Raw genomic sequence first — 24,936 nt, forward strand, 5'->3', positions numbered from 1 at the left:
GAGAGCGGGGCAGGATAGCCCGCTCTCTGCTCCGCCAGGAGGAAAGGCCTTGAAAGACCTACTGAATTTGCTGAAAAACCAGGGTCAAGTCGAAGAGTTCGACGCCATCCGTATCGGATTGGCATCGCCTGAGATGATCCGTTCGTGGTCGTTCGGTGAAGTTAAAAAGCCGGAAACCATCAACTACCGTACGTTCAAACCTGAGCGTGACGGTCTGTTCTGCGCCAAAATCTTTGGCCCGGTAAAGGATTACGAGTGCCTGTGCGGTAAGTACAAGCGCTTGAAACACCGTGGTGTGATCTGCGAGAAGTGCGGCGTTGAAGTTGCACTGGCAAAAGTTCGTCGTGAGCGCATGGCGCACATCGAACTGGCCTCGCCGGTTGCCCACATCTGGTTCCTGAAATCGCTGCCGTCCCGTATCGGCCTGCTGATGGACATGACCCTGCGTGATATCGAGCGTGTTCTCTACTTCGAGAGCTATGTCGTTATCGATCCAGGCATGACCACCCTTGAAAAAGGTCAGCTGCTGAACGATGAGCAGTACTTCGAAGCGCTGGAAGAGTTCGGCGACGATTTCGATGCCCGCATGGGTGCCGAGGCTGTCCGCGAACTGCTGCACGCTATCGATCTGGAGCACGAGATTGGCCGTCTGCGTGAAGAGATTCCGCAAACCAACTCCGAAACCAAAATCAAGAAGCTGTCCAAGCGTCTGAAGTTGATGGAAGCCTTCCAGGGCTCCGGCAACCTGCCAGAGTGGATGGTGTTGACCGTTCTGCCGGTTCTGCCGCCAGATCTGCGTCCACTGGTTCCGCTGGATGGCGGTCGCTTCGCGACTTCCGACCTCAACGATCTGTATCGTCGAGTGATCAACCGTAACAACCGTTTGAAGCGCCTGCTTGATCTGTCCGCGCCGGACATCATCGTGCGCAACGAAAAGCGTATGTTGCAGGAAGCTGTCGACGCACTGCTCGACAACGGTCGTCGTGGCCGCGCTATCACCGGTTCCAACAAGCGTCCTCTGAAATCCTTGGCTGACATGATCAAGGGTAAGCAAGGTCGTTTCCGTCAGAACCTGCTCGGTAAGCGTGTTGACTACTCCGGTCGTTCGGTAATTACCGTAGGTCCGACCCTGCGTCTGCACCAGTGCGGTCTGCCGAAGAAAATGGCTCTCGAGCTGTTCAAACCGTTCATTTTCGGCAAGCTTGAAATGCGTGGTCTCGCGACCACCATCAAAGCGGCCAAGAAGATGGTCGAGCGCGAACTGCCGGAAGTTTGGGACGTTCTCGCTGAAGTGATTCGTGAACACCCGGTTCTTCTCAACCGTGCACCGACCCTTCACCGTCTGGGTATCCAGGCGTTTGAACCGGTTCTGATCGAAGGTAAGGCTATCCAGCTGCACCCGTTGGTCTGTGCTGCGTACAACGCCGACTTCGACGGCGACCAAATGGCCGTGCACGTACCGCTGACACTGGAAGCCCAGCTGGAAGCGCGTGCGTTGATGATGTCGACCAACAACATCCTTTCGCCAGCGAACGGTGAGCCGATCATCGTTCCTTCGCAGGACGTTGTATTGGGTCTGTACTACATGACTCGTGAAGCGATCAACGCCAAGGGCGAAGGTCGTGTGTTCGCGGATCTTCAGGAAGTTGACCGTGTGTTCCGTGCCGGCGAAGCCGCACTGCACGCGAAAGTCAAAGTTCGGATCAGCGAAACCGTCAACGATCGTGATGGTGGCAGCGTGACCAACACTCGCATCGTCGACACCACTGTCGGCCGTGCGCTGTTGTTCCAGGTTGTGCCAAAAGGCCTGTCCTACGACGTCGTCAACTTGCCGATGAAGAAGAAGGCGATCTCCAAGCTCATCAACCAGTGCTATCGCGTGGTTGGTCTGAAAGAGACCGTGATCTTCGCTGACCAGTTGATGTACACCGGTTTTGCCTATTCGACCATTTCCGGCGTTTCCATCGGTGTTAACGACTTCGTTATCCCGGATGAAAAAGCTCGCATCATCGGTACTGCTACCGACGAAGTGAAAGAGATCGAAAGCCAATACGCTTCTGGCCTGGTTACCCAGGGCGAGAAGTACAACAAGGTGATCGACCTCTGGTCCAAGGCGAACGACGAAGTTTCCAAGGCGATGATGGCTAACCTCTCGAAAGAGAAAGTCATCGACCGTCATGGCGACGAAGTGGACCAGGAATCCTTCAACTCGATGTACATGATGGCCGACTCGGGTGCGCGGGGTTCTGCTGCGCAGATCCGTCAGCTCGCCGGTATGCGTGGTCTGATGGCCAAGCCGGACGGTTCCATCATCGAGACGCCGATTACTGCGAACTTCCGTGAAGGTTTGAGCGTACTTCAGTACTTCATCTCCACTCACGGTGCTCGTAAGGGTCTGGCGGATACCGCATTGAAGACTGCGAACTCCGGTTACCTGACTCGTCGTCTGGTAGACGTGGCGCAGGATCTGGTTGTGACCGAGATCGATTGCGGCACCGAGCATGGCCTGCTGATGACTCCGCACATTGAAGGCGGTGACGTTGTAGAGCCACTGGGTGAGCGCGTACTGGGTCGTGTTATCGCCCGTGACGTATTCAAGCCTGGTACCGAGGACGTCATCGTTCCTGCTGGCACTCTGGTTGACGAGAAGTGGGTTGAATTCATCGAGCTGAACAGCATCGACGAAGTGATCGTGCGTTCGCCGATCAGCTGCGAAACCCGCTACGGCATTTGCGCCAAGTGCTACGGTCGTGATCTGGCTCGTGGTCACCAGGTGAACATCGGTGAATCGGTCGGCGTTATCGCTGCCCAGTCCATTGGTGAGCCGGGTACCCAGCTGACGATGCGTACGTTCCACATCGGTGGTGCGGCAAGCCGGACCTCCGCGGCCGACAGCGTTCAGGTGAAGAATGGCGGTACCGTTCGTCTGCACAACCTGAAGCATGTTGAGCGAGTAGATGGTCACCTGGTAGCAGTGTCCCGTTCCGGTGAGCTGGCTATCGCTGATGACTTCGGTCGTGAGCGCGAGCGCTACAAGCTGCCGTATGGTGCTGTTATTTCGGTCAAGGAAGGTGACAAGGTTGATGCTGGCGCAATCGTCGCCAAGTGGGACCCGCACACTCACCCGATCGTTACCGAAATGAAAGGTACCGTGACCTACGTGGGCATGGAAGAAGGCATCACGATCAAGCGTCAGACAGACGAATTGACCGGTATGACCAACATTGAAGTGCTCGACCCTAAAGATCGTCCAGCTGCTGGCAAGGACATCCGTCCGGCCGTGAAGATGGTTGACGACAACGGCAAGGATCTGTTGCTGCCTGGTACTGACGTTATCGCTCAGTACTTCCTGCCAGCCAACGCCTTGGTCGGTGTAGCGGACGGTGCGAAAATCGCGATCGGTGATGTTATCGCTCGTATTCCGCAAGAAACTTCGAAGACCCGTGACATCACCGGTGGTCTGCCGCGTGTTGCTGACTTGTTCGAAGCTCGTCGTCCGAAAGAAGCCTCGATTCTGGCTGAAGTCAGCGGCACCATCGCGTTCGGTAAAGAGACCAAAGGCAAGCGCCGCCTGGTTATCACCCCGAACGACGGTAGCGATCCGTATGAAGAGCTGATTCCGAAGTGGCGTCACCTGAACGTCTTCGAAGGCGAGCAAGTGAACCGCGGCGAAGTTATCTCTGACGGTCCAAGTGATCCACACGACATCCTGCGTCTGCTGGGTGTGAGTGCACTGGCCAAGTACATTGTTAACGAGATCCAGGACGTTTACCGTCTGCAAGGCGTGAAGATCAACGACAAGCACATCGAGACCATCCTACGTCAGATGCTGCGTAAAGTTGAGATCTCCGAGTCCGGCGATTCCAGCTTCATCAAGGGCGACCAGATGGAACTGACTCACGTACTGGTAGAGAACGAGCGTCTGAGCGCGGAAGACAAGTTTGTCGCCAAGTTCACCCGCGTTCTGCTGGGTATCACCAAGGCGTCCCTGTCCACCGAATCGTTCATCTCGGCGGCTTCCTTCCAGGAAACCACTCGCGTACTGACCGAAGCGGCGGTAACCGGCAAGCGCGATTACCTGCGCGGCCTGAAAGAAAACGTGGTCGTGGGTCGTCTGATCCCGGCCGGTACCGGTCTGGCTTATCACAGCGAGCGTAAGCGTCGCCGCGATGCAGACAAACCGTTGCGCGTAAGCGCCAGTGAAGTGGAAGCTGCACTGACCGAAGCGCTGAACTTGAGCGGTAACTGAGTTCTGCGGTAAATGAGCGTAAGGCCCTGGTCGCTCCGTTCATCGAATCGAGACAATTTGTCGAGGTTGGATGAGCGGGGAGGGCGGGGCCTTGCCTTGACTGGGGGCAGGATCCTCTTTAGACTCTTGTACCCCTAAATTTGGCGGGGATTCGTTCCTGCCATTTTGCTTTTCTTGCAAGACAATAGCGTCGCAAGACAACAGTGGAGCTAGTAGATGGCAACTATCAACCAGCTGGTACGTCAGCCGCGTAAGCGTATCGTCGAGAAATCCGACGTGCCTGCGCTGCAGAACTGCCCGCAACGTCGTGGCGTGTGCACCCGTGTGTACACCACTACGCCGAAAAAACCTAACTCGGCACTGCGTAAAGTATGCCGTGTGCGTCTGACCAACGGTTTCGAGGTTTCCTCGTACATCGGTGGTGAAGGCCACAACCTGCAAGAGCACAGCGTGGTACTGATCCGCGGCGGTCGTGTAAAAGACTTGCCAGGTGTTCGTTACCACACCGTTCGCGGCTCCTTGGATACTTCCGGCGTTAAAGGCCGTAACCAGGGTCGTTCGAAGTACGGTACCAAGCGTCCGAAGTAATCGGCCGCTCTGCAGTTATCTATTTTATTGAGTCGATAAGAGTAAGGTCGGGCACGCATCTTTCGAGATCTGTTCCGAGCTAACCTGAAGACCGTTTGAGGGCTTATCAATGCCAAGACGTCGCGTAGCAGCAAAGCGTGAGATTCTGGACGATCCGAAATACGGAAGCCAAATCCTCGCCAAATTCATGAACCACGTTATGGAAAGCGGCAAGAAAGCCGTTGCCGAGCGTATCGTTTATGGTGCCCTGGAAACCGTTGCGGCTCGTAAGACCGGCACCGATCCCCTGGAACTCTTCGAAAAAGCACTCGACGCCATCGCTCCGCTGGTCGAAGTGAAGTCGCGCCGCGTTGGTGGTGCTACTTACCAGGTTCCGGTCGAGGTTCGTCCTTCCCGTCGTAACGCTCTGGCAATGCGCTGGTTGGTAGACTTCGCCCGTAAGCGTGGCGAGAAGTCTATGGCTCTGCGTTTGGCTGGCGAGCTGCTGGATGCCGCTGAAGGTAAAGGTGCTGCAGTTAAGAAGCGTGAAGACGTGCACCGTATGGCTGAAGCTAACAAGGCTTTCTCGCACTACCGCTTCTAATTTTAGCGTCACTAATTTTGCGAGGGCTTTATGGCTCGTACTACACCGATTAATCGCTACCGTAACATTGGTATCGTAGCTCACGTGGATGCTGGTAAAACTACCACCACCGAGCGCGTCCTTTTTTACACCGGCAAAAGTCACAAAATGGGCGAGGTGCATGACGGCGCCGCGACCACAGACTGGATGGTGCAGGAGCAGGAGCGTGGTATTACCATTACTTCTGCTGCAATTACCACGTTCTGGCAGGGTTCCGACAAGCAGTTCAAGGACCAGTACCGCTTCAACGTCATCGATACCCCGGGTCACGTAGACTTCACTATTGAAGTTGAGCGTTCCCTGCGCGTACTCGACGGCGCGGTCGTTGTGTTCTGTGGTACTTCGGGTGTTGAGCCTCAGTCCGAAACCGTATGGCGTCAAGCCAACAAATACGGTGTTCCGCGTCTTGTTTATGTAAACAAGATGGACCGTGCTGGCGCTAACTTCCTGCGCGTGATCGGTCAGATCAAGCAGCGTCTGGGTCACACTCCGGTGCCGATTCAGTTGGCTATCGGTTCCGAAGACAACTTCCAGGGTCAGATCGATCTGATGACCATGGAAGCGGTTTACTGGAACGATGCTGACAAGGGTACCAAGCCTCGTCGTGAAGCTATCCCTGCTGAGCTGCAGGAACTGGCTGAAGAGTGGCGCAACAACATGGTAGAGGCTGCGGCTGAAGCCAGCGAAGAGCTGATGAACAAGTACCTCGAAGGGGAAGAGCTCTCCATCGACGAAATCAAGGCTGCTCTGCGTCAGCGTACTATCGCTGGTGAGATCGTCTTGGCTGTTTGCGGTTCTTCCTTCAAGAACAAGGGTGTTCCCCTGGTTCTCGACGCCGTTATCGACTTCCTGCCTGCTCCAACCGATATTCCAGCCATCAAGGGTACTGACCCGGATGACGAAGAGCATCACATGGAGCGTCATGCGGACGATGACGAGCCGTTCTCGGCTCTGGCGTTCAAGATCGCTACCGACCCATTCGTGGGTACCTTGACTTTTGTCCGTGTTTACTCGGGCGTGTTGAACTCCGGCGACGGCGTTATCAACTCGGTCAAAGGCAAGAAAGAGCGTGTCGGTCGTATGGTGCAGATGCACGCAAACAACCGTGAAGAGATCAAGGAAGTTCGCGCTGGTGACATCGCGGCCCTGATCGGCATGAAGGACGTCACCACTGGTGAAACCTTGTGCAACGCTGATAAGCCAATCATCCTGGTTCGCATGGACTTCCCGGAGCCGGTTATTTCGGTTGCCGTAGAGCCTAAGACCAAGGATGACCAGGAAAAAATGGGTATCGCACTGGGCAAACTTGCTCAGGAAGACCCTTCTTTCCGCGTCAAGACTGATGAAGAGACCGGTCAAACGATCATCTCTGGCATGGGCGAGCTGCACCTGGACATCCTGATCGACCGGATGCGCCGCGAGTTTAACGTCGAAGCCAACATCGGTAAGCCTCAGGTTTCCTATCGTGAGAAGATCACGAAGAACTGCGAAATCGAAGGCAAGTTCGTTCGTCAGTCCGGCGGTCGTGGCCAGTTCGGTCATTGCTGGATCCGCTTCGCCCCTGCCGAAGAGGGCCAGGAAGGTCTGGTGTTTACGAACGAAGTGGTAGGTGGTGTGGTTCCTAAGGAATACATCCCGGCTATCCAGAAGGGTATCGAGGAGCAGATGAAGAACGGCGTTGTCGCCGGCTATCCGCTGATCGGTCTGAAGGCAACCGTGTTTGATGGTTCTTACCACGACGTCGACTCCAACGAGATGGCGTTCAAGGTGGCTGCTTCCATGGCGACCAAGCAACTGGCCCAGAAGGGTGGCGGTGTGGTGCTTGAGCCGATCATGAAGGTAGAGGTTGTTACACCTGAAGACTATATGGGTGACGTGATGGGCGACCTTAACCGTCGTCGCGGCATGATTCAGGGTATGGAAGATACGGTCTCCGGCAAGGTAATTCGCGCCGAAGTTCCGCTGGGTGAGATGTTCGGTTATGCAACCGACGTTCGCTCCATGTCCCAGGGTCGCGCAAGTTACTCTATGGAATTCGAGAAGTACTCTGAAGCTCCGTCGCACATCGTCGAAGCTATTGTTAAAAAATAAGGCTTATTCGGCCCCCCTTTAGGCAAGGAGTTAATTGTCGTGGCTAAAGAAAAATTTGATCGTTCCCTACCGCACGTAAACGTTGGCACCATCGGTCACGTTGACCATGGTAAAACCACTCTGACCGCTGCTTTGACTCGCGTCTGCTCCGAAGTTTTCGGTTCGGCCGTAGTTGAATTCGACAAGATCGACAGCGCTCCAGAAGAAAAAGCTCGCGGTATTACCATCAACACCGCACACGTTGAGTACAACTCGAACATTCGTCACTACGCTCACGTTGACTGCCCAGGTCACGCTGACTACGTGAAGAACATGATCACCGGTGCTGCCCAGATGGACGGCGCGATCCTGGTTTGCTCGGCCGCTGATGGTCCGATGCCACAAACTCGTGAGCACATCCTGCTGTCTCGTCAGGTAGGCGTTCCGTACATCGTGGTTTTCCTGAACAAGGCTGACCTGGTAGACGACGCTGAGCTGCTGGAACTGGTTGAGATGGAAGTGCGCGATCTGCTGAGCACTTACGACTTCCCAGGTGATGACACTCCAATCATCATCGGTTCCGCTCGTATGGCGCTGGAAGGCAAAGACGATAACGAAATGGGCACTACCGCTGTTAAGAAGCTGGTAGAGACTCTGGACAGCTACATCCCAGAGCCAGAGCGTGCTATCGACAAGCCGTTCCTGATGCCAATCGAAGACGTATTCTCGATCTCCGGTCGCGGTACTGTTGTGACCGGTCGTATCGAGCGCGGTATCGTTCGCGTTCAAGACGCTCTGGAAATCGTTGGTCTGCGTGACACCACCACCACCACCTGCACCGGTGTTGAGATGTTCCGCAAGCTGCTGGACGAAGGTCGTGCTGGCGAGAACTGCGGCGTTCTGCTGCGTGGTACCAAGCGTGACGACGTTGAGCGTGGTCAGGTTCTGGTTAAGCCAGGTTCGGTTAAGCCGCACACCAAGTTCACCGCAGAAGTTTACGTTCTGAGCAAGGAAGAAGGCGGTCGTCACACTCCGTTCTTCAAAGGCTACCGTCCACAGTTCTACTTCCGTACTACTGACGTGACTGGTAACTGCGAGCTGCCAGAAGGCGTTGAAATGGTAATGCCAGGTGACAACATTCAGATGACTGTTACCCTGATCAAAACCATCGCGATGGAAGACGGTCTGCGTTTCGCTATCCGTGAAGGCGGCCGTACCGTTGGTGCTGGCGTTGTAGCCAAAATCATCGAGTAATCTCGTTACTGAGATGGCTTTGATGCTTTGAAAAAGCCCCCGCTCAGCGGGGGCTTTTTTATTGGGTTGACACCTATCTGGGGCGTCTATAGAATTGCGCCTCCTTTTAACGGGCGTATTGCGCCCGGTGGGAATAGCAGCCGGAGTCTGAAATCCAATGCAAAATCAGCAAATCCGTATCAGGTTGAAGGCTTTCGACCATCGCCTGATCGACCAATCAACCCAGGAAATCGTGGAAACCGCGAAACGTACTGGTGCTCAAGTGCGTGGTCCAATTCCACTGCCTACCCGTAAAGAGCGGTTCACCGTTCTGGTCTCCCCGCACGTCAACAAAGACGCGCGTGACCAGTACGAGATCCGTACTCATAAGCGCGTTCTGGATATCGTCCAGCCAACGGATAAAACCGTTGATGCACTTATGAAGCTTGATCTTGCGGCCGGTGTGGAAGTGCAGATCAGCCTCGGCTAAGACTCGGTCTTGGTCGTGTAACGCTCTGAAATGGGCGGCCATAGCGGGTGAAAGCCCCGTACACTCATGAGGTTTACAACATGACTATTGGTGTAGTCGGTCGTAAAGCGGGTATGACCCGTATTTTCACCGAAGAAGGTGTCTCCATTCCGGTCACGGTCATTGAGATCGAGCCGAATCGCGTCACCCAGTTCAAAACTGAAGAAACCGATGGCTATCGTGCAGTGCAAGTCACTGTCGGCGAGCGTCGTGCTTCGCGTGTAACAGCAGCTCAGGCTGGCCACTTCGCCAAGGCGAACGTTGCCGCTGGTCGTACCGTATTGGAATTCCGTCTTGAAGAAGGCGAGTACCAGGCCGGCGATCTGATCAAAGCTGAAATCTTTGCCGCTGGTCAGCTGGTTGATGTAACCGGTCAGTCCAAAGGTAAAGGCTTCCAGGGTACGATCAAGCGTTGGAACTTCCGCGGGCAAGATAATACCCACGGTAACTCCGTATCCCACCGCGTTCCAGGCTCTATCGGCCAGTGCCAGACTCCTGGTCGTGTATTCAAGGGCAAGAAAATGTCCGGTCATATGGGCGCTGAGCGCGTGACCGTGCAGTCCCTTGAAGTAGTGCGCGTGGACGCTGAACGCAATCTGTTGTTGGTCAAGGGCGCTGTTCCTGGCGCTACTGGCGGCAACGTGGTTGTACGTCCAGCAGCCAAGGCTCGCGGTTAAGGGGAAGCTGACATGCAATTAAATGTAAATGACGCTCAAGCGATCGAAGTTTCCGAACTGACATTTGGCGGCGAATTCAACGAGACGCTGGTTCACCAAGCAGTCGTGGCCTACATGGCTGGCGGCCGTCAGGGTAGCAAGCAGCAAAAGACCCGTTCCGACGTTTCCGGTGGCGGCAAGCGCCCATGGCGTCAGAAAGGTACTGGCCGTGCTCGTGCCGGTACTATCCGTAGCCCAATCTGGCGTGGCGGCGGTACCACTTTCGCAGCTCGTCCTCAGGATCACTCTCAGAAGCTGAACAAGAAGATGTACCGCGCAGCAATGCGTTCCATCCTTGCTGAGCTGGTGCGTACTGATCGTCTGGTTGTGGTTCAGGATTTCGCTGTTGAAACACCGAAAACCAAAGACCTGCTGGGCAAACTGAACAACATGAGCCTGACCGACGTTCTGATCGTGTCGGACGCTGTTGATCAGAACCTGTACCTGGCTGCTCGCAACCTGCCGCACGTTGATGTCCGTGATGTGCAAGGTTCCGATCCAGTTAGTCTGATCGCATACGACAAGGTGTTGATCACCGTGTCGGCCGTGAAGAAATTCGAGGAGCTGCTGGGATGAACCAGGAACGCGTATTTAAAGTTCTGCTTGGCCCGCACGTTTCCGAGAAGGCTACGGTTCTGGCAGACAAGAAAGGCCAGTTCGTTTTCAAGGTTGCTACTGATGCAACCAAGCTGGAAATCAAGAAGGCCGTCGAAAGCCTGTTCAGCGTGAAAGTAGAGCGCGTTACTACCCTGAACGTTCTGGGTAAGAGCAAGCGCACTGCTCGCGGTCTGGGCAAGCGTAATGACTGGAAGAAGGCAGTTATCTCCCTTCAGCCAGGCCAAGATCTCGATTTCAGCAGCAGTGCTGAGTAAGGAAGGGGTGCATCATGGCAATCGTTAAATGCAAACCGACTTCCCCTGGCCGCCGTTTTGTGGTCAAGGTGGTCAACCAGGAGCTGCATAAAGGCGCTCCTCACGCACCGCTGCTCGAGAAGAAATCGAAGTCTGGTGGTCGTAACAACAATGGCCGTATTACCACTCGTCACGTTGGTGGTGGTCATAAGCAGCATTACCGTCTGGTCGACTTCCGTCGCAACGACAAAGATGGCATCGCTGCCACTGTCGAGCGTATCGAATACGATCCAAACCGTACTGCTCACATCGCTCTGCTGCTGTACGCAGATGGCGAGCGTCGCTACATCATCGCCCCTAAAGGCGTGAGCGCTGGCGACCAGCTGATCGCAGGTGCCCTGGCGCCGATCAAGCCGGGCAACGCTCTGCAACTGCGTAACATTCCAGTTGGTAGCACCGTACACGGCATCGAATTGAAGCCAGGTAAAGGCGCTCAAATCGCTCGTTCCGCTGGTGCTTCGGCTCAGCTGATCGCTCGTGAAGGTGTCTACGTGACCCTGCGTCTGCGTTCTGGTGAGATGCGTAAAGTGCTGGCTGAATGCCGTGCGACCCTGGGCGAAGTCTCGAACTCCGAGCACAGCCTGCGTTCGCTGGGTAAAGCTGGTGCCAAACGCTGGCGTGGCGTTCGCCCAACCGTTCGTGGTGTTGCCATGAACCCGGTTGATCACCCGCATGGTGGTGGTGAAGGTCGTACCTCCGGTGGTCGTCATCCGGTATCGCCATGGGGCTTCCCGACTAAGGGCGCGAAGACTCGTGGTAATAAGCGTACCGACAAAATGATCGTCCGTCGTCGCAAGTAAATAGAGGGATACGACAGTGCCACGTTCTCTGAAAAAAGGTCCTTTTATCGATCTTCACCTACTGAAGAAGATCGAAGTGGCGGCGGAGAAGAACGATCGCAAACCAGTGAAAACCTGGTCGCGCCGTTCGATGATCCTGCCACAAATGGTCGGTCTGACCATCGCAGTACACAACGGTCGTCAGCACGTCCCAGTTCTCGTGAACGAAGACATGGTCGGCCACAAACTGGGCGAGTTCGCCGGTACCCGCACTTATCGCGGGCACGTGGCAGACAAGAAAGCCAAGCGTTAAGGGGTTAGGAAATGGAAGTAGCCGCTAAGTTGTCGGGCGCTCGAATCTCCGCCCAGAAAGCCCGCTTGGTCGCCGACCAGATCCGCGGGAAGAAGGTGGGCGAAGCGCTCAACCTGTTGGCTTTCAGCAGTAAGAAAGCCGCCGAGATCATGAAGAAAGTGCTGGAGTCGGCCGTAGCCAACGCCGAGCATAACGAAGGCGCAGACGTTGATGACCTGAAGGTCAGCACCGTTTTTGTCAACGAAGGGCGTTCGCTGAAGCGCATCATGCCGCGTGCCAAAGGCCGTGCTGATCGCATCGTCAAGCGGTCTTGCCATATCACTGTCAAGGTTGCTGACAAGTAACGGAGTCGAAGAGATGGGTCAGAAAGTACATCCCATTGGCATTCGCCTGGGAATCGTCAAGGAGCACACCTCCGTCTGGTACGCAGACGGTCGGACTTATGCGGACTATTTGCTCGCAGATCTGAATGTGCGTGAGTATCTCCAAGACAAACTAAAAAGCGCGTCCGTAAGCCGTATCGATATCCATCGTCCGGCCCAAACTGCACGCATCACCATCCACACCGCTCGTCCAGGTATCGTTATCGGGAAGAAAGGTGAAGATGTTGAGAAGCTGCGTCAGGACCTGACCAAGCAAATGGGTGTGCCTGTGCACATCAATATCGAAGAGATCCGCAAGCCGGAACTCGACGGTATGCTGGTTGCGCAGAGCGTAGCTCAGCAGCTGGAGCGTCGCGTTATGTTCCGTCGCGCAATGAAGCGCGCAGTACAGAACGCCATGCGCATTGGTGCCAAAGGCATCAAAATCCAAGTGAGCGGTCGTCTCGGCGGTGCTGAAATCGCACGTACTGAATGGTATCGCGAAGGTCGTGTGCCACTGCACACCCTGCGTGCCGACATCGACTATGCCAACTACGAAGCTCACACCACCTACGGTGTGATCGGTGTAAAGGTTTGGATCTTCAAAGGCGAAGTAATCGGTGGTCGCCAAGAAGAGCTGAAGCCACAAGCACCAGCGCCTCGTAAAAAAGCTGCTAAGTAAGGGGTACGCCAAATGTTGCAACCAAAGCGTACGAAGTTCCGCAAGCAGATGACCGGCCACAACCGTGGTCTGGCACTGCGCGGTAGCAAAGTCAGCTTCGGCGAGTTCGCGCTGAAGTCTGTTGCTCGTGGTCGTCTCACCGCTCGTCAGATCGAGTCAGCGCGTCGTGCTCTGACCCGTCACGTAAAACGTGGCGGCAAGATCTGGATCCGTGTATTCCCGGACAAGCCTATTTCCAAAAAACCACTCGAAGTTCGGATGGGTAAAGGTAAGGGTAACGTCGAATACTGGGTTGCCCAGATTCAGCCAGGCAAAGTCCTGTATGAAATCGAGGGTGTTTCTGAAGAGCTGGCGCGTGAGGCTTTCGCCCTGGCTGCTGCAAAGCTGCCGCTCGCCACCTCCTTTGTTAAACGGACGGTGATGTGATGAAAGCGAATGAACTTCGTGAAAAATCCGCACAGCAGCTGAACGAGCAACTGCTCGGCTTGCTGCGCGACCAGTTCAATCTGCGCATGCAGAAAGCAACTGGCCAGTTGGGGCAGTCTCATCTGCTCTCGCAAGTTAAGCGTGACATCGCTCGCGTGAAGACTGTGCTCAACCAGCAGGCAGGTAAGTAATCATGGCTGAAGCCGAAAAGACTGTCCGTACGCTGACTGGCCGTGTTGTCAGCGACAAGATGGACAAAACCATCACCGTTCTGATCGAGCGTCGCGTTAAGCACCCGATCTACGGTAAATACGTTAAGCGTTCGACTAAGCTGCACGCGCACGACGAAACCAATCAGTGCCACATCGGCGACAAAGTCACTATTCGTGAAACTCGTCCTTTGGCCAAGACCAAGTCTTGGGCGCTGGTTGATGTTCTCGAACGCGCTGTGGAAGTCTAAGGACTAGGGGTCGGAGAAATTATATGATTCAGACTCAATCCATGCTCGATGTGGCCGATAACAGCGGCGCTCGCCGCGTTATGTGCATCAAGGTGCTGGGTGGCTCCCATCGTCGTTACGCTGGTATCGGTGACATCATCAAAGTAACCGTCAAGGAAGCAATTCCTCGCGGTAAAGTGAAAAAAGGCCAAGTGATGACTGCTGTTGTAGTCCGCACTCGTCACGGCGTACGTCGTGCTGATGGCTCCATTATCCGCTTTGATGGCAATGCTGCTGTTCTGTTGAACAACAAGCAAGAGCCGATCGGCACCCGTATCTTTGGGCCAGTGACCCGTGAACTTCGTACTGAGAAGTTCATGAAGATCGTCTCGCTCGCCCCAGAAGTGCTGTAAGGAGATCCGACATGCAAAAGATTCGTCGTGACGACGAGATCATCGTGATCGCCGGCAAAGACAAAGGTAAGCGCGGTAAGGTGCTGAAGGTTCTTGCTGACAACCGTCTGGTTGTTGGTGGTCTGAACCTGGTCAAGCGTCATACTAAGCCTAACCCGATGTCGGGCGTACAGGGCGGTATCGTCGAGAAAGAAGCGCCACTGCACGCTTCCAACGTCGCCATCTTCAACGGCGAAACCAACAAGGCTGACCGCGTTGGTTTCAAAGTAGAAGACGGTAAGAAAATTCGTGTCTTCAAGTCGACCCAAAAAGCGGTTGATGCTTGAACACTGCTAGGTAGAAGACCATGGCACGACTAAAAGAGATTTACCGGAAGGAAATCGCACCGAAACTTAAGGAAGAACTTAAGCTTTCGAACGTGATGGAAGTTCCGCGCGTTACCAAGATCACCCTGAACATGGGTCTGGGCGAAGCGATCGGCGACAAAAAAGTCATCGAGCACGCTGTTGCTGACCTGGAAAAGATCACCGGCCAGAAAGTCGTTGTGACCTACGCTCGCAAATCCATCGCTGGCTTTAAAGTCCGTGAAGGTTGGCCGATCGGCGTCAAAGTGACCCTGCGCCGTGAGCGTATGTACGAGTTCCTGGATCGTCTGCTGTCGATCTCCCTGCCTCGGGTTCGCGACTTCCGCGGCCTGAATGCCAAGTCCTTCGATGGTCGTGGCAACTACAGCATGGGCGTGAAAGAGCAGATCATTTTCCCGGAAATCGACTACGACAAGATCGATGCTCTCCGCGGTCTGGACATTACCCTGACCACCACTGCCAAGAACGATGACGAAGGCCGCGCTCTGCTGCGTGCTTTCAAATTCCCGTTCCGCAACTGATTGGAGTAGGAAAATGGCCAAGAAGAGCATGAAAAACCGTGAGCTGAAGCGTCAGCTCACCGTTGCCAAGTACGCCGCCAAGCGTGCAGCGCTGAAAGCTATCATCGTCGATCTGAACGCAAGTCCAGAAGCGCGTTGGGAAGCTACCGTAGCTCTGCAGAAGCAACCACGTGACGCCAGCGCTTCGCGTATGCGTAACCGTTGCCGCCTGACCGGTCGTCCGCACGGCGTTTACCGCAAGTTCGGCCTGGGCCGTAACAAACTGCGTGAAGCGGCAATGCGTGGTGACGTACCAGGTCTGGTTAAAGCCAGCTGGTAAGCACTGTCAAAGTCTCGGCGCTCAGGTTCGCAAGATCCTGACCGCCGGTGGCCTTGAATCTGAATCAAGCCCCTTATGGGGCTTGATTCATTTCTGGGGTGTGTCTAGAATACCCGGCTCGCCTGAGCCCGTGTTTTTCATGCCCGGAGATTCTCGGCGACACGTAGTAGCCGCAAGGCTAATTTTTCTGTATTAGGAGCGTCTAGCCCATGAGTATGCAGGACCCGTTAGCGGACATGCTAACTCGAATCCGTAATGCCCAGATGGCTGAAAAGTCCGTCGTAAGCATGCCATCTTCCACGTTGAAGGTAGCTGTTGCCAAAGTCCTGAAGGACGAAGGTTACATCGCGGGTTATCAGATCAGCAGCGAAACCAAACCACTGCTGTCTATCGAGCTGAAATACTTCGAAGGCCGTCCGGTTATCGAAGAAGTCAAGCGCGTTAGCCGTCCAGGCCTGCGTCAGTACAAGTCCGTCGAAGATCTGCCGAAAGTTCGTGGCGGTCTGGGCGTGTCTATCGTCTCCACCAACAAAGGTGTGATGACTGATCGTGCTGCGCGCGCTGCCGGTGTCGGCGGCGAAGTTCTTTGCACTGTGTTCTAAGGGGGGATAAGCATGTCTCGCGTCGCTAAGAACCCCGTTAAGCTGCCAGCCGGCGTCGAAGTAAAATTCGCAGGCCAACAGCTTTCGGTGAAGGGTGCCAAGGGCACTCTCGAACTGAACATCCATTCGTCCGTTGAGATCGTTGAAGAAGCTGGTGAGTTGCGTTTCGCTGCTCGCAACGGCGATCAACAGACTCGCGCAATGGCCGGTACCACTCGTGCGCTGGTTAACAACATGGTCCAAGGCGTAAGCCAAGGCTTCGAGCGCAAGCTCCAGCTGGTCGGTGTTGGTTACAAAGCGCAAGCAAAAGGCACAGTGCTGAACCTGGCTCTTGGCTTCTCGCATCCAGTGGATTACGAACTGCCGGCAGGCATCACCGCTGAGACTCCTAGCCAGACCGATATCCTGATCAAGGGCATCGACAAGCAGCTGGTAGGTCAAGTGGCCGCCGAGATCCGCGACTTCCGTCCACCAGAGCCGTACAAAGGCAAAGGTGTGCGCTACGCGGACGAAGTCGTCCGTCGTAAAGAAGCCAAGAAGAAGTAGGGCATAGCAAATGACCGACAAAAAAGTTACTCGACTGCGTCGCGCTCGCAAAGCACGCCTGAAAATGCACGAACTCGAAGTCGTGCGTCTCTGCGTGTTCCGCTCTTCGCAGCACATCTACGCCCAGGTCATTTCGGCCGACGGCAACAAAGTCCTGGCAAGTGCCTCGACTTTGGATAAAGAACTGCGTGATGGTGCTACCGGCAACATCGACGCGGCCACTAAGGTTGGCCAGCTGGTCGCTACGCGTGCTAAGGCCGCTGGCGTCTCGCAGGTGGCTTTCGACCGCTCTGGCTTCAAGTACCACGGCCGCGTTAAGGCGCTGGCTGATGCTGCTCGTGAAGCTGGGCTGGAGTTCTAAGTTATGTCAAATAACGACCAAAAGCGCGACGAAGGCTACATCGAGAAGCTGGTTCAAGTTAACCGCGTAGCCAAAACCGTTAAAGGCGGCCGTATCTTCACTTTCACCGCGTTGACCGTGGTTGGTGATGGTAAAGGGCGTGTTGGCTTCGGCCGTGGCAAGTCGCGTGAAGTGCCTGCTGCGATCCAGAAGGCAATGGAAGCTGCTCGCCGCAACATGATCCAGGTTGATCTGAACGGCACCACACTGCAGTACTCAACGAAGTCCGCTCACGGCGCTTCGAAGGTTTACATGCAGCCTGCTTCTGAAGGTACCGGTATCATCGCTGGCGGCGCTATGCGTGCCGTTCTCGAAGTTGCTGGCGTTCAGAACGTTCTGGCCAAGTGCTATGGCTCGACTAACCCGGTAAACGTGGTTCACGCCACTTTCAAGGGTTTGAAAGCAATGCAGTCTCCTGAATCCATTGCCGCCAAGCGTGGCAAAAGCGTCAAGGAGATCTTCTGATCATGGCTACCGTTAAAGTTACGCTGATCAAAAGCATGACCGGCCGCATCCCTAACCACAAACTGTGCGTTAAGGGTCTGGGTCTGCGTCGCATCGGTCACACTGTAGAAGTTCAAGATACTCCCGAGAATCGCGGGATGATCAACAAGGCTTACTACATGCTGCGTGTCGAGGGTTAATCGATGAAACTCAATGATCTGAGTCCAGCGCCGGGTTCCCGTCGCGAAAAGCATCGTCCGGGCCGTGGTATCGGTAGTGGTTTGGGTAAGACTGGTGGCCGTGGTCACAAAGGTCAGACTTCCCGCTCCGGTGGCACCATTGCTCCAGGCTTTGAAGGCGGTCAACAGCCGCTGCATCGTCGCCTGCCGAAGTTCGGTTTCGTTTCCCTGAAAGCCATGGACCGCGCAGAAGTGCGTCTGTCCGAGCTGGCTAAAGTGGAAGGCGACATCGTCACCGTGCAGTCCCTGAAAGATGCCAACGTGATCAACGTCAACGTACAGCGCGTGAAAATCATGCTGTCCGGTGAAGTGGCTCGCGCTGTTACCATCGGAAAGGGAATCGGCGCCACCAAAGGTGCGCGTGCGGCTATCGAAGCAGCTGGCGGCAAGTTCGAGGAATAAATGGCTAAGCAAGGTGCTCTCTCTGCGCTCGGCAAAGGCGGTATGTCTGAACTCTGGGCTCGTCTGCGTTTTCTGTTCCTGGCGATTATCGTCTACCGAATAGGCGCACACATCCCGGTTCCAGGTATCAACCCGGACCGACTCGCGGACCTGTTTCGACAGAATGAGGGGACCATTCTTAGCTTGTTCAACATGTTTTCCGGCGGCGCGCTGGAGCGGATGAGTATCTTTGCACTGGGGATCATGCCGTACATTTCGGCATCGATCATCATGCAGCTCATGACCGCTGTCAGCCCGCAGCTGGAGCAGTTGAAGAAGGAAGGTGAAGCTGGCCGTCGCAAGATCAGCCAGTACACCCGCTACGGCACTGTCGTCCTCGCTCTCGTTCAGGCTATTGGCATGTCCATTGGCTTGGCGGGGCAGGGCGTAGCGTTCACTGGTGACTTTGGCTTCCATTTCGTCGCGGTATCCACTTTTGTGGCTGGTGCGATGTTCATGATGTGGCTGGGTGAGCAGATTACTGAGCGTGGTGTTGGCAACGGTATCTCGATGTTGATTTTTTCGGGTATCGTCGCCGGTCTTCCGAGAGCGATTGGGCAGTCTTTCGAGTCTGCGCGTCAGGGTGATATCAACATCTTCGCCCTGGTTGCCATCGGTTTGCTGGCAGTAGCGATTATCGGTTTCGTGGTGTTCATTGAGCGTGGTCAGCGTCGTATTGCTGTTCACTACGCCAAGCGTCAGCAAGGCCGCAAGGTCTTCGCTGCGCAGACCAGCCACTTGCCGTTGAAGGTGAACATGGCCGGTGTTATTCCGGCCATTTTCGCGAGCAGCATCTTGCTGTTCCCGGCTTCGTTGGGTGCCTGGTTCGGCCAGTCTGAAGGTATGGGCTGGTTGCAGGACATCTCGCAGTCGATCGCTCCTGGTCAGCCGTTGAATATTCTGCTGTTTAGTGCAGGGATTATTTTCTTCTGCTTCTTCTATACGGCGTTGATGTTCAATCCGAAAGACGTAGCGGAAAACCTGAAGAAGTCCGGTGCCTTTATTCCGGGTATCCGTCCAGGTGAGCAGTCCGCGCGCTACATTGATGGCGTTCTGACTCGCTTGACCATGTTCGGTGCTCTTTACATGACGGCCGTCTGCCTGCTGCCCCAGTTCCTGGTGGTTGCAGCCAACGTTCCGTTCTACCTTGGCGGGACCTCGTTGCTGATCGTGGTCGTGGTTGTGATGGACTTCATGTCCCAAGTACAATCGCACCTCGTTTCGCACCAGTACGAATCCCTGATGAAGAAAGCCAACCTGAAGGGTTACGGCAGCGGCATGTTGCGCTGAGTACCCATAAGGTTCGAGGAGTTGGTGATGAAAGTTCGTGCATCGGTGAAAAAGCTGTGCCGTAACTGCAAGATTATTCGCCGCGAAGGTGTTGTTCGAGTAATTTGCAGCGCGGAACCGCGTCACAAACAGCGCCAAGGCTGAGTGTGATTGTGCTTCAAGCCCGGCAGCTAGTGCGCTGCCGGGTTGATTATTTGTTATTACAGCGATATTATCTCGCGCCCTATTTCTTGGCTTCCGGGGCGTAGGTAGCTGTCAATTGGAGTCCCACTGAATGGCCCGTATTGCAGGCGTTAACATTCCAGATAACAAGCATACTGTTATCTCGCTGACCTACATCTATGGTGTTGGTCGCACGACTGCGCAGAAAATCTGTGCAGAGACTGGGGTAAACCCAGCAGCAAAGATCAAAGATCTGAGCGACGAGCAAATTGAACAGCTGCGTGGCGAAGTGGCGAAGTTCACCACTGAAGGTGACCTGCGTCGCGAAATCAACATGAAAATCAAGCGCTTGATGGACCTCGGTTGCTATCGCGGTCTGCGTCATCGTCGTGGTCTGCCAGTACGCGGTCAGCGTACCAAGACCAACGCGCGTACCCGTAAAGGTCCGCGTAAGCCGATCCGCAAGTAATCGCCCCAGCGAATCGACAGGAATTTAATCATGGCAAAACCTGCTGCTCGTCCTCGTAAAAAAGTTAAAAAGACAGTGGTTGATGGCATCGCCCACATCCATGCTTCTTTTAACAACACCATCGTGACCATCACCGACCGTCAAGGTAACGCTCTTTCCTGGGCTACCTCCGGTGGTTCGGGTTTCCGCGGTTCCCGCAAGTCCACCCCGTTTGCTGCTCAAGTAGCTGCTGAACGTGCTGGTCAAGCTGCGCTGGAATACGGCCTGAAAAACCTCGACGTAAACGTCAAGGGTCCAGGTCCAGGTCGTGAATCCGCAGTCCGCGCTTTGAACGGCTGTGGCTACAAGATCGCCAGCATCACCGACGTGACGCCAATCCCGCACAACGGGTGCCGTCCGCCGAAGAAGCGCCGCGTGTAATCCAGGAGATTGTAAAGAATGGCTCGTTACATTGGTCCAAAATGCAAACTCGCTCGTCGCGAAGGCACCGATCTCTTCCTGAAGAGCGGCGTGCGCGCGATCGAATCGAAGTGCAACATTGAAGCAGCACCTGGTATCCACGGCCAGCGCCGCGGTCGCCAGTCCGATTACGGCACCCAACTGCGTGAAAAGCAGAAGGTCCGTCGTATCTACGGCGTTCTCGAGCGTCAATTCAGCGGCTACTACAAAGAAGCTGCTGGCAAGAAAGGTGCAACTGGCGAAAACCTGCTGCAACTGCTCGAATGCCGTCTGGACAACGTTGTATACCGTATGGGCTTTGGTTCGACTCGTGCCGAATCCCGTCAGCTGGTATCGCACAAGTCGATCAGCGTAAACGGCAAAACCGTTAACGTTCCGTCCTACCAGGTTCGTGCTGGTGACGTGGTTGCTGTTCGCGAGAAAGCAAAAAACCAACTTCGCATTGTCCAAGCTCTCGATCTGTGTGCCCAACGTGGCCGCGTAGAATGGGTAGAAGTAGACACTGAGAAGAAGTCGGGCGTTTTCAAGAACGTTCCAGCTCGCAGTGATCTGTCCGCCGACATCAACGAAAGCCTGATTGTCGAGCTCTACTCCAAGTAAGGGCTAGAAAATAGGTGCATCCATGCAGATTTCGGTAAATGAGTTCCTGACACCCCGCCACATTGATGTGCAGGTTGTCAGTCCAACCCGCGCCAAGATCACTCTCGAGCCTCTCGAGCGTGGTTTCGGCCACACCCTGGGCAACGCGCTGCGCCGCATCCTGTTGTCCTCAATGCCCGGCTGTGCAGTAGTCGAGGCCGAGATTGACGGTGTGCTCCACGAGTACAGCGCCATCGAAGGTGTACAGGAAGACGTAATTGAAATCCTGTTGAACCTTAAAGGTCTGGCTATCAAGCTGCATGGCCGTGACGAAGTTACGCTGACCTTGTCGAAGAAGGGTTCGGGGGTGGTTACCGCTGCCGATATTCAGCTGGATCATGATGTCGAGATCGTTAATCCCGATCACGTAATCGCTAACCTGGCGTCTAACGGCGCCCTGAACATGAAGCTCGTAGTAGCTCGTGGTCGTGGTTATGAGCCGGCAGACTCGCGTCAGAGCGATGAAGACGAAAGCCGCAGCATTGGTCGCTTGCAGCTTGACTCTTCGTTCAGCCCGGTTCGCCGTATCGCATACGTGGTGGAAAACGCCCGTGTCGAACAGCGTACTAACCTGGACAAGCTGGTTATTGATCTGGAAACCAACGGTACTCTGGATCCTGAAGAGGCTATCCGCCGCGCTGCAACCATTCTGCAACAGCAGTTGGCTGCGTTCGTCGACCTCAAAGGTGACAGCGAACCAGTGGTAATCGAGCAGGAAGACGAGATCGATCCGATCCTGCTTCGCCCGGTTGACGATCTGGAACTGACTGTACGTTCGGCTAACTGCCTTAAGGCGGAAAACATCTACTACATCGGCGACCTGATTCAGCGTACCGAAGTAGAGCTGTTGAAGACTCCGAACCTTGGCAAGAAATCCTTGACTGAAATCAAGGACGTTCTGGCCTCCCGCGGTCTGTCCCTCGGCATGCGCCTCGACAACTGGCCGCCTGCAAGTCTTAAGAAGGACGACAAGGCGACTGCCTGATCGTCGTAATCACCGAACGTAGTGTTTGGTAAGGAATGAACCATGCGTCATCGTAAAAGTGGGCGTCACCTGAGCCGCACCAGCTCGCACCGCAAGGCCATGTTCCAGAACATGGCGGTGTCGCTGTTCGAGCACGAGCTGATCAAAACTACTCTGCCAAAAGCCAAAGAACTGCGCCGCGTTGCCGAGCCGCTGATCACTCTGGCCAAGACAGACAGCGTTGCTAACCGTCGTCTGGCTTTCGACCGTACTCGTTCGAAAGCTATCGTAGGCAAGCTCTTCAACGACCTGGGCAAGCGTTACGCTACCCGTGAGGGTGGCTACCTGCGCATCCTCAAGTGCGGTTTCCGCGCTGGCGACAACGCGCCTATGGCGTACGTCGAGTTGGTTGATCGTGCTACCGGTGGTGAAGCTGTATCCGCTGAGTAAGACGTCAGTCTGAAACGAAAAAACCGGGCCTAGTGCCCGGTTTTTTTGTGCCCGGTTTTTGGGTGTAAAGCCGAAACTGCATCCGATATCACTTTGTATTGGTTATTTCTATCGATTGTTATCAGCTAATGAATTAGCTGGTGTCATGTTCATCGTCAATACTTCCTTTCAGCCGATTAGCCGGCAGTTCAAGACCGATAAAGGAAGAGATCGCATGAGCCAAAACAAGATGCTTACCACTGCCAGTGGCGCTCCTGTCGCTGATAATCAGAATTCCCGTTCAGCCGGCCCGCGTGGCCCGCTGTTGCTTGACGACTTCCATCTGATCGAGAAGTTGGCGCACTTCAACCGTGAGAACATTCCTGAGCGTCGTGTACACGCTAAAGGCTCAGGGGCCTACGGTACGTTCACCGTTACACGTGATATCACCCAATACACCAGCGCCAAGCTGTTTGAGGCAGTCGGCAAGCAAACACCGACCTTCCTGCGATTTTCCACAGTAGGTGGTGAGCGTGGTTCGGCTGATACCGAGCGCGACCCGCGTGGCTTTGCGTTGAAGTTCTACACCGAAGAAGGCAACTGGGACATTGTAGGTAACAACACACCAGTGTTTTTTATCCGCGATCCTTTGAAGTTCCCGGACTTTATTCACACCCAGAAACGTCTGCCGCAAAGCAACCTTAAAAGTGCGCAAGCGATGTGGGACTTCTGGTCGCATTCTCCCGAAGCGCTGCACCAGGTCACGATTCTGTTCTCGGACCGTGGCATCCCTGATGGCTATCGACACATGCACGGCTTTGGCAGCCACACCTACAGCCTGATCAGCGCCAAGGGCGAGCGGCACTGGGTCAAGTGGCACTACAAGACCAAACAGGGAATCAAGAACCTGGCCCCGGCAGAGGCCGCTCGCCTGGCAGGTACCGATCCGGACTACGCACAGCGCGACCTGTTTGAAGCCATCGAGCGCGGCGACTTCCCGAAATGGAGTGTGTGCATCCAGCTCATGACCGAGGCCCAGGCCGCCGCGCACTACGAAAACCCGTTCGACGTGACCAAAACCTGGTCGCAGAAAGAGTTTCCGTTGATCGAGGTCGGTGAGCTGGAGCTGAACCGTAATCCGCTCAACTACTTCGCAGAAGTCGAGCAGGCTGCGTTCGGCCCAAGCAACATGGTGCCTGGTGTGGGTCTGTCGCCGGATCGAATGCTGCAGGGCCGGGTCTTCGCCTACGCCGATGCGCACCGCTATCGTGTGGGCACCAATCACCAGCAACTACCGGTGAACGCCCCACGTAGCTCGGTCAACACTTACCAGCGCGATGGTTCGATGGCGTTCGGCACCAACGGTGGCGCCGCGCCGAACTACGAACCTAACAGCTACGTCGATTCGCCAAAGCAGACGCCTCATTACGCCGAGCCGCCGTTGGCTCTGAGTGGCGAAGCCAATCGCTATGATCATCGCGAAGATACTGATTACTACAGCCATGCAGGCGCGCTGTTCCGCCTGATGAGTGATGAGCAGAAGGCGTTGCTGGTCAGCAACATCGCAGGTGCGATGGCAGGCGTATCAAGCGACGTCGTCGATCGTCAATTGCAGCATTTTTTCAGGGCTGACCCGGCGTATGGAGAAGCAATCGCAAAGCTGCTCAATGTACAGCTTAACGAAGTCTAAATGAGAAGCAGAACCGCCCTTATTTGGGCGGTTTTTTGCGTTATTTAAGCTGCTTTTCTCAGAACATCTTCGCTTTTATTGCGTTTGGCGAGTGACGATACGGCGGAGTTGGTTCAAACTACAGACTTTCAAGCAGGGAGATGTAGGGCGATGAAAGGCCACCCAGACGTTATCGATTACCTCAACACGTTGCTGACCGGCGAGCTGGCCGCGCGTGATCAATATTTCGTGCACTCGCGCATGTATGAGGACTGGGGTTTCACCAAGCTCTACGAACGAATCAACCACGAGATGGAAGAGGAAGCGGGGCACGCTGACGCACTGATGCGCCGCATCCTGATGCTCGAAGGCACACCACGCATGCGTCCCGATGATCTCGATGTCGGTACCACGGTGCCGGAGATGCTCGAAGCGGACCTGCGTCTTGAGTACAAAGTGCGCGCCGCCCTCTGCAAAGGCATTGAGCTCTGCGAAAAGCACCAGGACTACATCAGCCGTGAAATCCTCGAAGTCCAGCTCAACGACACCGAAGAGGATCACACCTATTGGCTGGAGAAGCAGTTGGGCCTGATCAAGTTGATCGGTATCCAGAATTATCTGCAATCTCACGCCTGATTCATCCAGG

General features: G+C 55.0%; 35 protein-coding genes. All 35 read left to right on the forward strand.

Annotation, left to right across the window (positions count from 1 at the left end; translation table 11 throughout):
* The first annotated feature begins 49 nt into the window (after positions 1–49).
* The 35 genes from rpoC to bfr all read left to right on the forward strand — a co-directional run bounded on the left by rpoC (position 50) and on the right by bfr (position 24,926).
* Entirely contained in the window at positions 50–4,249 is a 4,200-nt protein-coding gene (gene rpoC, locus ABTV29_RS02805) for a DNA-directed RNA polymerase subunit beta' (RefSeq protein ID WP_433768758.1), read from the forward strand.
* Between the two features lie 216 nt (positions 4,250–4,465).
* Positions 4,466–4,837, forward strand: a complete 372-nt coding sequence (rpsL, locus tag ABTV29_RS02810; protein WP_003186084.1) for a 30S ribosomal protein S12 — start codon at positions 4,466–4,468, stop codon at positions 4,835–4,837.
* A gap of 109 nt (positions 4,838–4,946) precedes the next feature.
* The gene (gene rpsG, locus ABTV29_RS02815) at positions 4,947–5,420 is read left to right on the forward strand and encodes a 30S ribosomal protein S7 (RefSeq protein WP_007957592.1); all 474 of its coding nucleotides are present in this window, start codon (positions 4,947–4,949) and stop codon (positions 5,418–5,420) included.
* Between the two features lie 30 nt (positions 5,421–5,450).
* Positions 5,451–7,550 (forward strand): elongation factor G, encoded by a 2,100-nt coding sequence (gene fusA, locus ABTV29_RS02820; protein ID WP_433768759.1) that lies wholly within the window; start codon positions 5,451–5,453, stop codon positions 7,548–7,550.
* A gap of 39 nt (positions 7,551–7,589) precedes the next feature.
* Entirely contained in the window at positions 7,590–8,783 is a 1,194-nt protein-coding gene (gene tuf, locus ABTV29_RS02825) for an elongation factor Tu (protein ID WP_010220303.1), read from the forward strand.
* A gap of 157 nt (positions 8,784–8,940) precedes the next feature.
* Positions 8,941–9,252, forward strand: a complete 312-nt coding sequence (gene rpsJ, locus ABTV29_RS02830) for a 30S ribosomal protein S10 (protein ID WP_003186070.1) — start codon at positions 8,941–8,943, stop codon at positions 9,250–9,252.
* 80 nt (positions 9,253–9,332) lie between these two features.
* Positions 9,333–9,968, forward strand: a complete 636-nt coding sequence (gene rplC, locus ABTV29_RS02835; RefSeq protein ID WP_433768760.1) for a 50S ribosomal protein L3 — start codon at positions 9,333–9,335, stop codon at positions 9,966–9,968.
* A 12-nt stretch (positions 9,969–9,980) separates the two neighbouring features.
* Positions 9,981–10,583 (forward strand): 50S ribosomal protein L4, encoded by a 603-nt coding sequence (gene rplD / locus ABTV29_RS02840; RefSeq protein ID WP_007924200.1) that lies wholly within the window; start codon positions 9,981–9,983, stop codon positions 10,581–10,583.
* Positions 10,580–10,879: a 50S ribosomal protein L23 gene (rplW, locus tag ABTV29_RS02845; RefSeq protein WP_002555488.1), complete on the forward strand. Its 300-nt coding sequence runs from the start codon at positions 10,580–10,582 to the stop codon at positions 10,877–10,879. Before rplD ends, rplW begins: the two co-directional genes overlap by 4 nt.
* Before the next feature lie 14 nt (positions 10,880–10,893).
* Positions 10,894–11,718, forward strand: a complete 825-nt coding sequence (rplB, locus tag ABTV29_RS02850) for a 50S ribosomal protein L2 (protein WP_007924198.1) — start codon at positions 10,894–10,896, stop codon at positions 11,716–11,718.
* A gap of 16 nt (positions 11,719–11,734) precedes the next feature.
* Complete coding sequence (rpsS, locus tag ABTV29_RS02855) at positions 11,735–12,010, forward strand: 30S ribosomal protein S19 (protein ID WP_002555486.1); 276 nt, start codon at positions 11,735–11,737, stop codon at positions 12,008–12,010.
* Between the two features lie 11 nt (positions 12,011–12,021).
* Positions 12,022–12,354, forward strand: coding sequence for a 50S ribosomal protein L22 (rplV, locus tag ABTV29_RS02860; RefSeq protein WP_003103908.1), 333 nt, complete (start codon positions 12,022–12,024; stop codon positions 12,352–12,354).
* 13 nt (positions 12,355–12,367) lie between these two features.
* A complete protein-coding gene (rpsC, locus tag ABTV29_RS02865) occupies positions 12,368–13,054 on the forward strand; it encodes a 30S ribosomal protein S3 (protein WP_007970424.1) in 687 nt (228 codons plus the stop codon).
* A 12-nt stretch (positions 13,055–13,066) separates the two neighbouring features.
* Complete coding sequence (gene rplP, locus ABTV29_RS02870) at positions 13,067–13,480, forward strand: 50S ribosomal protein L16 (protein WP_003228729.1); 414 nt, start codon at positions 13,067–13,069, stop codon at positions 13,478–13,480.
* On the forward strand, positions 13,480–13,671 hold the full coding sequence (rpmC, locus tag ABTV29_RS02875) for a 50S ribosomal protein L29 (protein WP_002555481.1): 192 nt from the start codon (positions 13,480–13,482) through the stop codon (positions 13,669–13,671). The genes rplP and rpmC overlap by 1 nt, the downstream gene beginning before the upstream one ends.
* 2 nt (positions 13,672–13,673) lie before the next feature.
* The gene (gene rpsQ / locus ABTV29_RS02880; protein ID WP_003176419.1) at positions 13,674–13,940 is read left to right on the forward strand and encodes a 30S ribosomal protein S17; all 267 of its coding nucleotides are present in this window, start codon (positions 13,674–13,676) and stop codon (positions 13,938–13,940) included.
* A gap of 23 nt (positions 13,941–13,963) precedes the next feature.
* Complete coding sequence (rplN, locus tag ABTV29_RS02885) at positions 13,964–14,332, forward strand: 50S ribosomal protein L14 (RefSeq protein ID WP_002555479.1); 369 nt, start codon at positions 13,964–13,966, stop codon at positions 14,330–14,332.
* A gap of 11 nt (positions 14,333–14,343) precedes the next feature.
* The gene (gene rplX / locus ABTV29_RS02890; RefSeq protein ID WP_003186046.1) at positions 14,344–14,658 is read left to right on the forward strand and encodes a 50S ribosomal protein L24; all 315 of its coding nucleotides are present in this window, start codon (positions 14,344–14,346) and stop codon (positions 14,656–14,658) included.
* A 20-nt stretch (positions 14,659–14,678) separates the two neighbouring features.
* Complete coding sequence (rplE, locus tag ABTV29_RS02895; protein WP_003210069.1) at positions 14,679–15,218, forward strand: 50S ribosomal protein L5; 540 nt, start codon at positions 14,679–14,681, stop codon at positions 15,216–15,218.
* A 13-nt stretch (positions 15,219–15,231) separates the two neighbouring features.
* On the forward strand, positions 15,232–15,537 hold the full coding sequence (gene rpsN / locus ABTV29_RS02900) for a 30S ribosomal protein S14 (RefSeq protein WP_022641375.1): 306 nt from the start codon (positions 15,232–15,234) through the stop codon (positions 15,535–15,537).
* A 209-nt stretch (positions 15,538–15,746) separates the two neighbouring features.
* Entirely contained in the window at positions 15,747–16,139 is a 393-nt protein-coding gene (rpsH, locus tag ABTV29_RS02905) for a 30S ribosomal protein S8 (RefSeq protein ID WP_003228724.1), read from the forward strand.
* Between the two features lie 12 nt (positions 16,140–16,151).
* Entirely contained in the window at positions 16,152–16,685 is a 534-nt protein-coding gene (gene rplF, locus ABTV29_RS02910) for a 50S ribosomal protein L6 (protein WP_003194640.1), read from the forward strand.
* Between the two features lie 10 nt (positions 16,686–16,695).
* Entirely contained in the window at positions 16,696–17,046 is a 351-nt protein-coding gene (rplR, locus tag ABTV29_RS02915; RefSeq protein WP_003186037.1) for a 50S ribosomal protein L18, read from the forward strand.
* A 3-nt stretch (positions 17,047–17,049) separates the two neighbouring features.
* Positions 17,050–17,550 carry a 30S ribosomal protein S5 gene (gene rpsE, locus ABTV29_RS02920; protein WP_110965129.1) on the forward strand — a complete coding sequence of 167 codons (501 nt, stop codon included), beginning with the start codon at positions 17,050–17,052 and terminating at the stop codon, positions 17,548–17,550.
* 2 nt (positions 17,551–17,552) lie between these two features.
* Positions 17,553–17,729, forward strand: a complete 177-nt coding sequence (gene rpmD / locus ABTV29_RS02925) for a 50S ribosomal protein L30 (protein WP_003176408.1) — start codon at positions 17,553–17,555, stop codon at positions 17,727–17,729.
* Positions 17,730–17,732: 3 nt separating this feature from the next.
* Complete coding sequence (rplO, locus tag ABTV29_RS02930; protein WP_011336169.1) at positions 17,733–18,170, forward strand: 50S ribosomal protein L15; 438 nt, start codon at positions 17,733–17,735, stop codon at positions 18,168–18,170.
* Complete coding sequence (gene secY, locus ABTV29_RS02935; RefSeq protein ID WP_003228718.1) at positions 18,171–19,499, forward strand: preprotein translocase subunit SecY; 1,329 nt, start codon at positions 18,171–18,173, stop codon at positions 19,497–19,499.
* A 27-nt stretch (positions 19,500–19,526) separates the two neighbouring features.
* Complete coding sequence (rpmJ, locus tag ABTV29_RS02940) at positions 19,527–19,643, forward strand: 50S ribosomal protein L36 (protein ID WP_002555468.1); 117 nt, start codon at positions 19,527–19,529, stop codon at positions 19,641–19,643.
* A gap of 130 nt (positions 19,644–19,773) precedes the next feature.
* Positions 19,774–20,130, forward strand: a complete 357-nt coding sequence (gene rpsM / locus ABTV29_RS02945) for a 30S ribosomal protein S13 (RefSeq protein ID WP_009045849.1) — start codon at positions 19,774–19,776, stop codon at positions 20,128–20,130.
* A 30-nt stretch (positions 20,131–20,160) separates the two neighbouring features.
* Positions 20,161–20,550: a 30S ribosomal protein S11 gene (gene rpsK / locus ABTV29_RS02950; protein WP_002555466.1), complete on the forward strand. Its 390-nt coding sequence runs from the start codon at positions 20,161–20,163 to the stop codon at positions 20,548–20,550.
* Between the two features lie 18 nt (positions 20,551–20,568).
* Positions 20,569–21,189 carry a 30S ribosomal protein S4 gene (rpsD, locus tag ABTV29_RS02955; RefSeq protein WP_122852423.1) on the forward strand — a complete coding sequence of 207 codons (621 nt, stop codon included), beginning with the start codon at positions 20,569–20,571 and terminating at the stop codon, positions 21,187–21,189.
* A 22-nt stretch (positions 21,190–21,211) separates the two neighbouring features.
* The gene (locus ABTV29_RS02960) at positions 21,212–22,213 is read left to right on the forward strand and encodes a DNA-directed RNA polymerase subunit alpha (protein WP_007924176.1); all 1,002 of its coding nucleotides are present in this window, start codon (positions 21,212–21,214) and stop codon (positions 22,211–22,213) included.
* A 42-nt stretch (positions 22,214–22,255) separates the two neighbouring features.
* Positions 22,256–22,642 (forward strand): 50S ribosomal protein L17, encoded by a 387-nt coding sequence (gene rplQ / locus ABTV29_RS02965; protein WP_110965127.1) that lies wholly within the window; start codon positions 22,256–22,258, stop codon positions 22,640–22,642.
* A gap of 214 nt (positions 22,643–22,856) precedes the next feature.
* Positions 22,857–24,311: a catalase gene (locus ABTV29_RS02970; RefSeq protein ID WP_433771723.1), complete on the forward strand. Its 1,455-nt coding sequence runs from the start codon at positions 22,857–22,859 to the stop codon at positions 24,309–24,311.
* 150 nt (positions 24,312–24,461) lie between these two features.
* Positions 24,462–24,926: a bacterioferritin gene (gene bfr / locus ABTV29_RS02975; protein ID WP_110965125.1), complete on the forward strand. Its 465-nt coding sequence runs from the start codon at positions 24,462–24,464 to the stop codon at positions 24,924–24,926.
* The last annotated feature ends 10 nt before the right edge of the window (positions 24,927–24,936 follow it).

Source organism: Pseudomonas putida (assembly GCF_050989985.1).
In the GTDB taxonomy this organism is placed as follows: domain Bacteria; phylum Pseudomonadota; class Gammaproteobacteria; order Pseudomonadales; family Pseudomonadaceae; genus Aquipseudomonas; species Aquipseudomonas putida_AI.

Coding starts and splice junctions, on each gene's coding strand:
- rpsE (WP_110965129.1), top strand. CDS start 17,050: ATGTCAAATAACGACCAAAAGCGCGACGAAGGCTACATCGAGAAGCTG.
- fusA (WP_433768759.1), top strand. CDS start 5,451: ATGGCTCGTACTACACCGATTAATCGCTACCGTAACATTGGTATCGTA.
- rpsL (WP_003186084.1), top strand. CDS start 4,466: ATGGCAACTATCAACCAGCTGGTACGTCAGCCGCGTAAGCGTATCGTC.
- rpsG (WP_007957592.1), top strand. CDS start 4,947: ATGCCAAGACGTCGCGTAGCAGCAAAGCGTGAGATTCTGGACGATCCG.
- rpmC (WP_002555481.1), top strand. CDS start 13,480: ATGAAAGCGAATGAACTTCGTGAAAAATCCGCACAGCAGCTGAACGAG.
- rpmJ (WP_002555468.1), top strand. CDS start 19,527: ATGAAAGTTCGTGCATCGGTGAAAAAGCTGTGCCGTAACTGCAAGATT.
- rplO (WP_011336169.1), top strand. CDS start 17,733: ATGAAACTCAATGATCTGAGTCCAGCGCCGGGTTCCCGTCGCGAAAAG.
- rplV (WP_003103908.1), top strand. CDS start 12,022: ATGGAAGTAGCCGCTAAGTTGTCGGGCGCTCGAATCTCCGCCCAGAAA.
- rplD (WP_007924200.1), top strand. CDS start 9,981: ATGCAATTAAATGTAAATGACGCTCAAGCGATCGAAGTTTCCGAACTG.
- rplQ (WP_110965127.1), top strand. CDS start 22,256: ATGCGTCATCGTAAAAGTGGGCGTCACCTGAGCCGCACCAGCTCGCAC.
- rpsH (WP_003228724.1), top strand. CDS start 15,747: ATGAGTATGCAGGACCCGTTAGCGGACATGCTAACTCGAATCCGTAAT.
- rpsQ (WP_003176419.1), top strand. CDS start 13,674: ATGGCTGAAGCCGAAAAGACTGTCCGTACGCTGACTGGCCGTGTTGTC.
- rpsN (WP_022641375.1), top strand. CDS start 15,232: ATGGCCAAGAAGAGCATGAAAAACCGTGAGCTGAAGCGTCAGCTCACC.
- secY (WP_003228718.1), top strand. CDS start 18,171: ATGGCTAAGCAAGGTGCTCTCTCTGCGCTCGGCAAAGGCGGTATGTCT.
- rplW (WP_002555488.1), top strand. CDS start 10,580: ATGAACCAGGAACGCGTATTTAAAGTTCTGCTTGGCCCGCACGTTTCC.
- rplP (WP_003228729.1), top strand. CDS start 13,067: ATGTTGCAACCAAAGCGTACGAAGTTCCGCAAGCAGATGACCGGCCAC.
- rpsK (WP_002555466.1), top strand. CDS start 20,161: ATGGCAAAACCTGCTGCTCGTCCTCGTAAAAAAGTTAAAAAGACAGTG.
- bfr (WP_110965125.1), top strand. CDS start 24,462: ATGAAAGGCCACCCAGACGTTATCGATTACCTCAACACGTTGCTGACC.
- rpsJ (WP_003186070.1), top strand. CDS start 8,941: ATGCAAAATCAGCAAATCCGTATCAGGTTGAAGGCTTTCGACCATCGC.
- ABTV29_RS02960 (WP_007924176.1), top strand. CDS start 21,212: ATGCAGATTTCGGTAAATGAGTTCCTGACACCCCGCCACATTGATGTG.
- rplF (WP_003194640.1), top strand. CDS start 16,152: ATGTCTCGCGTCGCTAAGAACCCCGTTAAGCTGCCAGCCGGCGTCGAA.
- ABTV29_RS02970 (WP_433771723.1), top strand. CDS start 22,857: ATGAGCCAAAACAAGATGCTTACCACTGCCAGTGGCGCTCCTGTCGCT.
- rplR (WP_003186037.1), top strand. CDS start 16,696: ATGACCGACAAAAAAGTTACTCGACTGCGTCGCGCTCGCAAAGCACGC.
- rplN (WP_002555479.1), top strand. CDS start 13,964: ATGATTCAGACTCAATCCATGCTCGATGTGGCCGATAACAGCGGCGCT.
- rpsC (WP_007970424.1), top strand. CDS start 12,368: ATGGGTCAGAAAGTACATCCCATTGGCATTCGCCTGGGAATCGTCAAG.
- rplC (WP_433768760.1), top strand. CDS start 9,333: ATGACTATTGGTGTAGTCGGTCGTAAAGCGGGTATGACCCGTATTTTC.
- rplB (WP_007924198.1), top strand. CDS start 10,894: ATGGCAATCGTTAAATGCAAACCGACTTCCCCTGGCCGCCGTTTTGTG.
- rpsD (WP_122852423.1), top strand. CDS start 20,569: ATGGCTCGTTACATTGGTCCAAAATGCAAACTCGCTCGTCGCGAAGGC.
- rplX (WP_003186046.1), top strand. CDS start 14,344: ATGCAAAAGATTCGTCGTGACGACGAGATCATCGTGATCGCCGGCAAA.
- rplE (WP_003210069.1), top strand. CDS start 14,679: ATGGCACGACTAAAAGAGATTTACCGGAAGGAAATCGCACCGAAACTT.
- rpsM (WP_009045849.1), top strand. CDS start 19,774: ATGGCCCGTATTGCAGGCGTTAACATTCCAGATAACAAGCATACTGTT.
- rpmD (WP_003176408.1), top strand. CDS start 17,553: ATGGCTACCGTTAAAGTTACGCTGATCAAAAGCATGACCGGCCGCATC.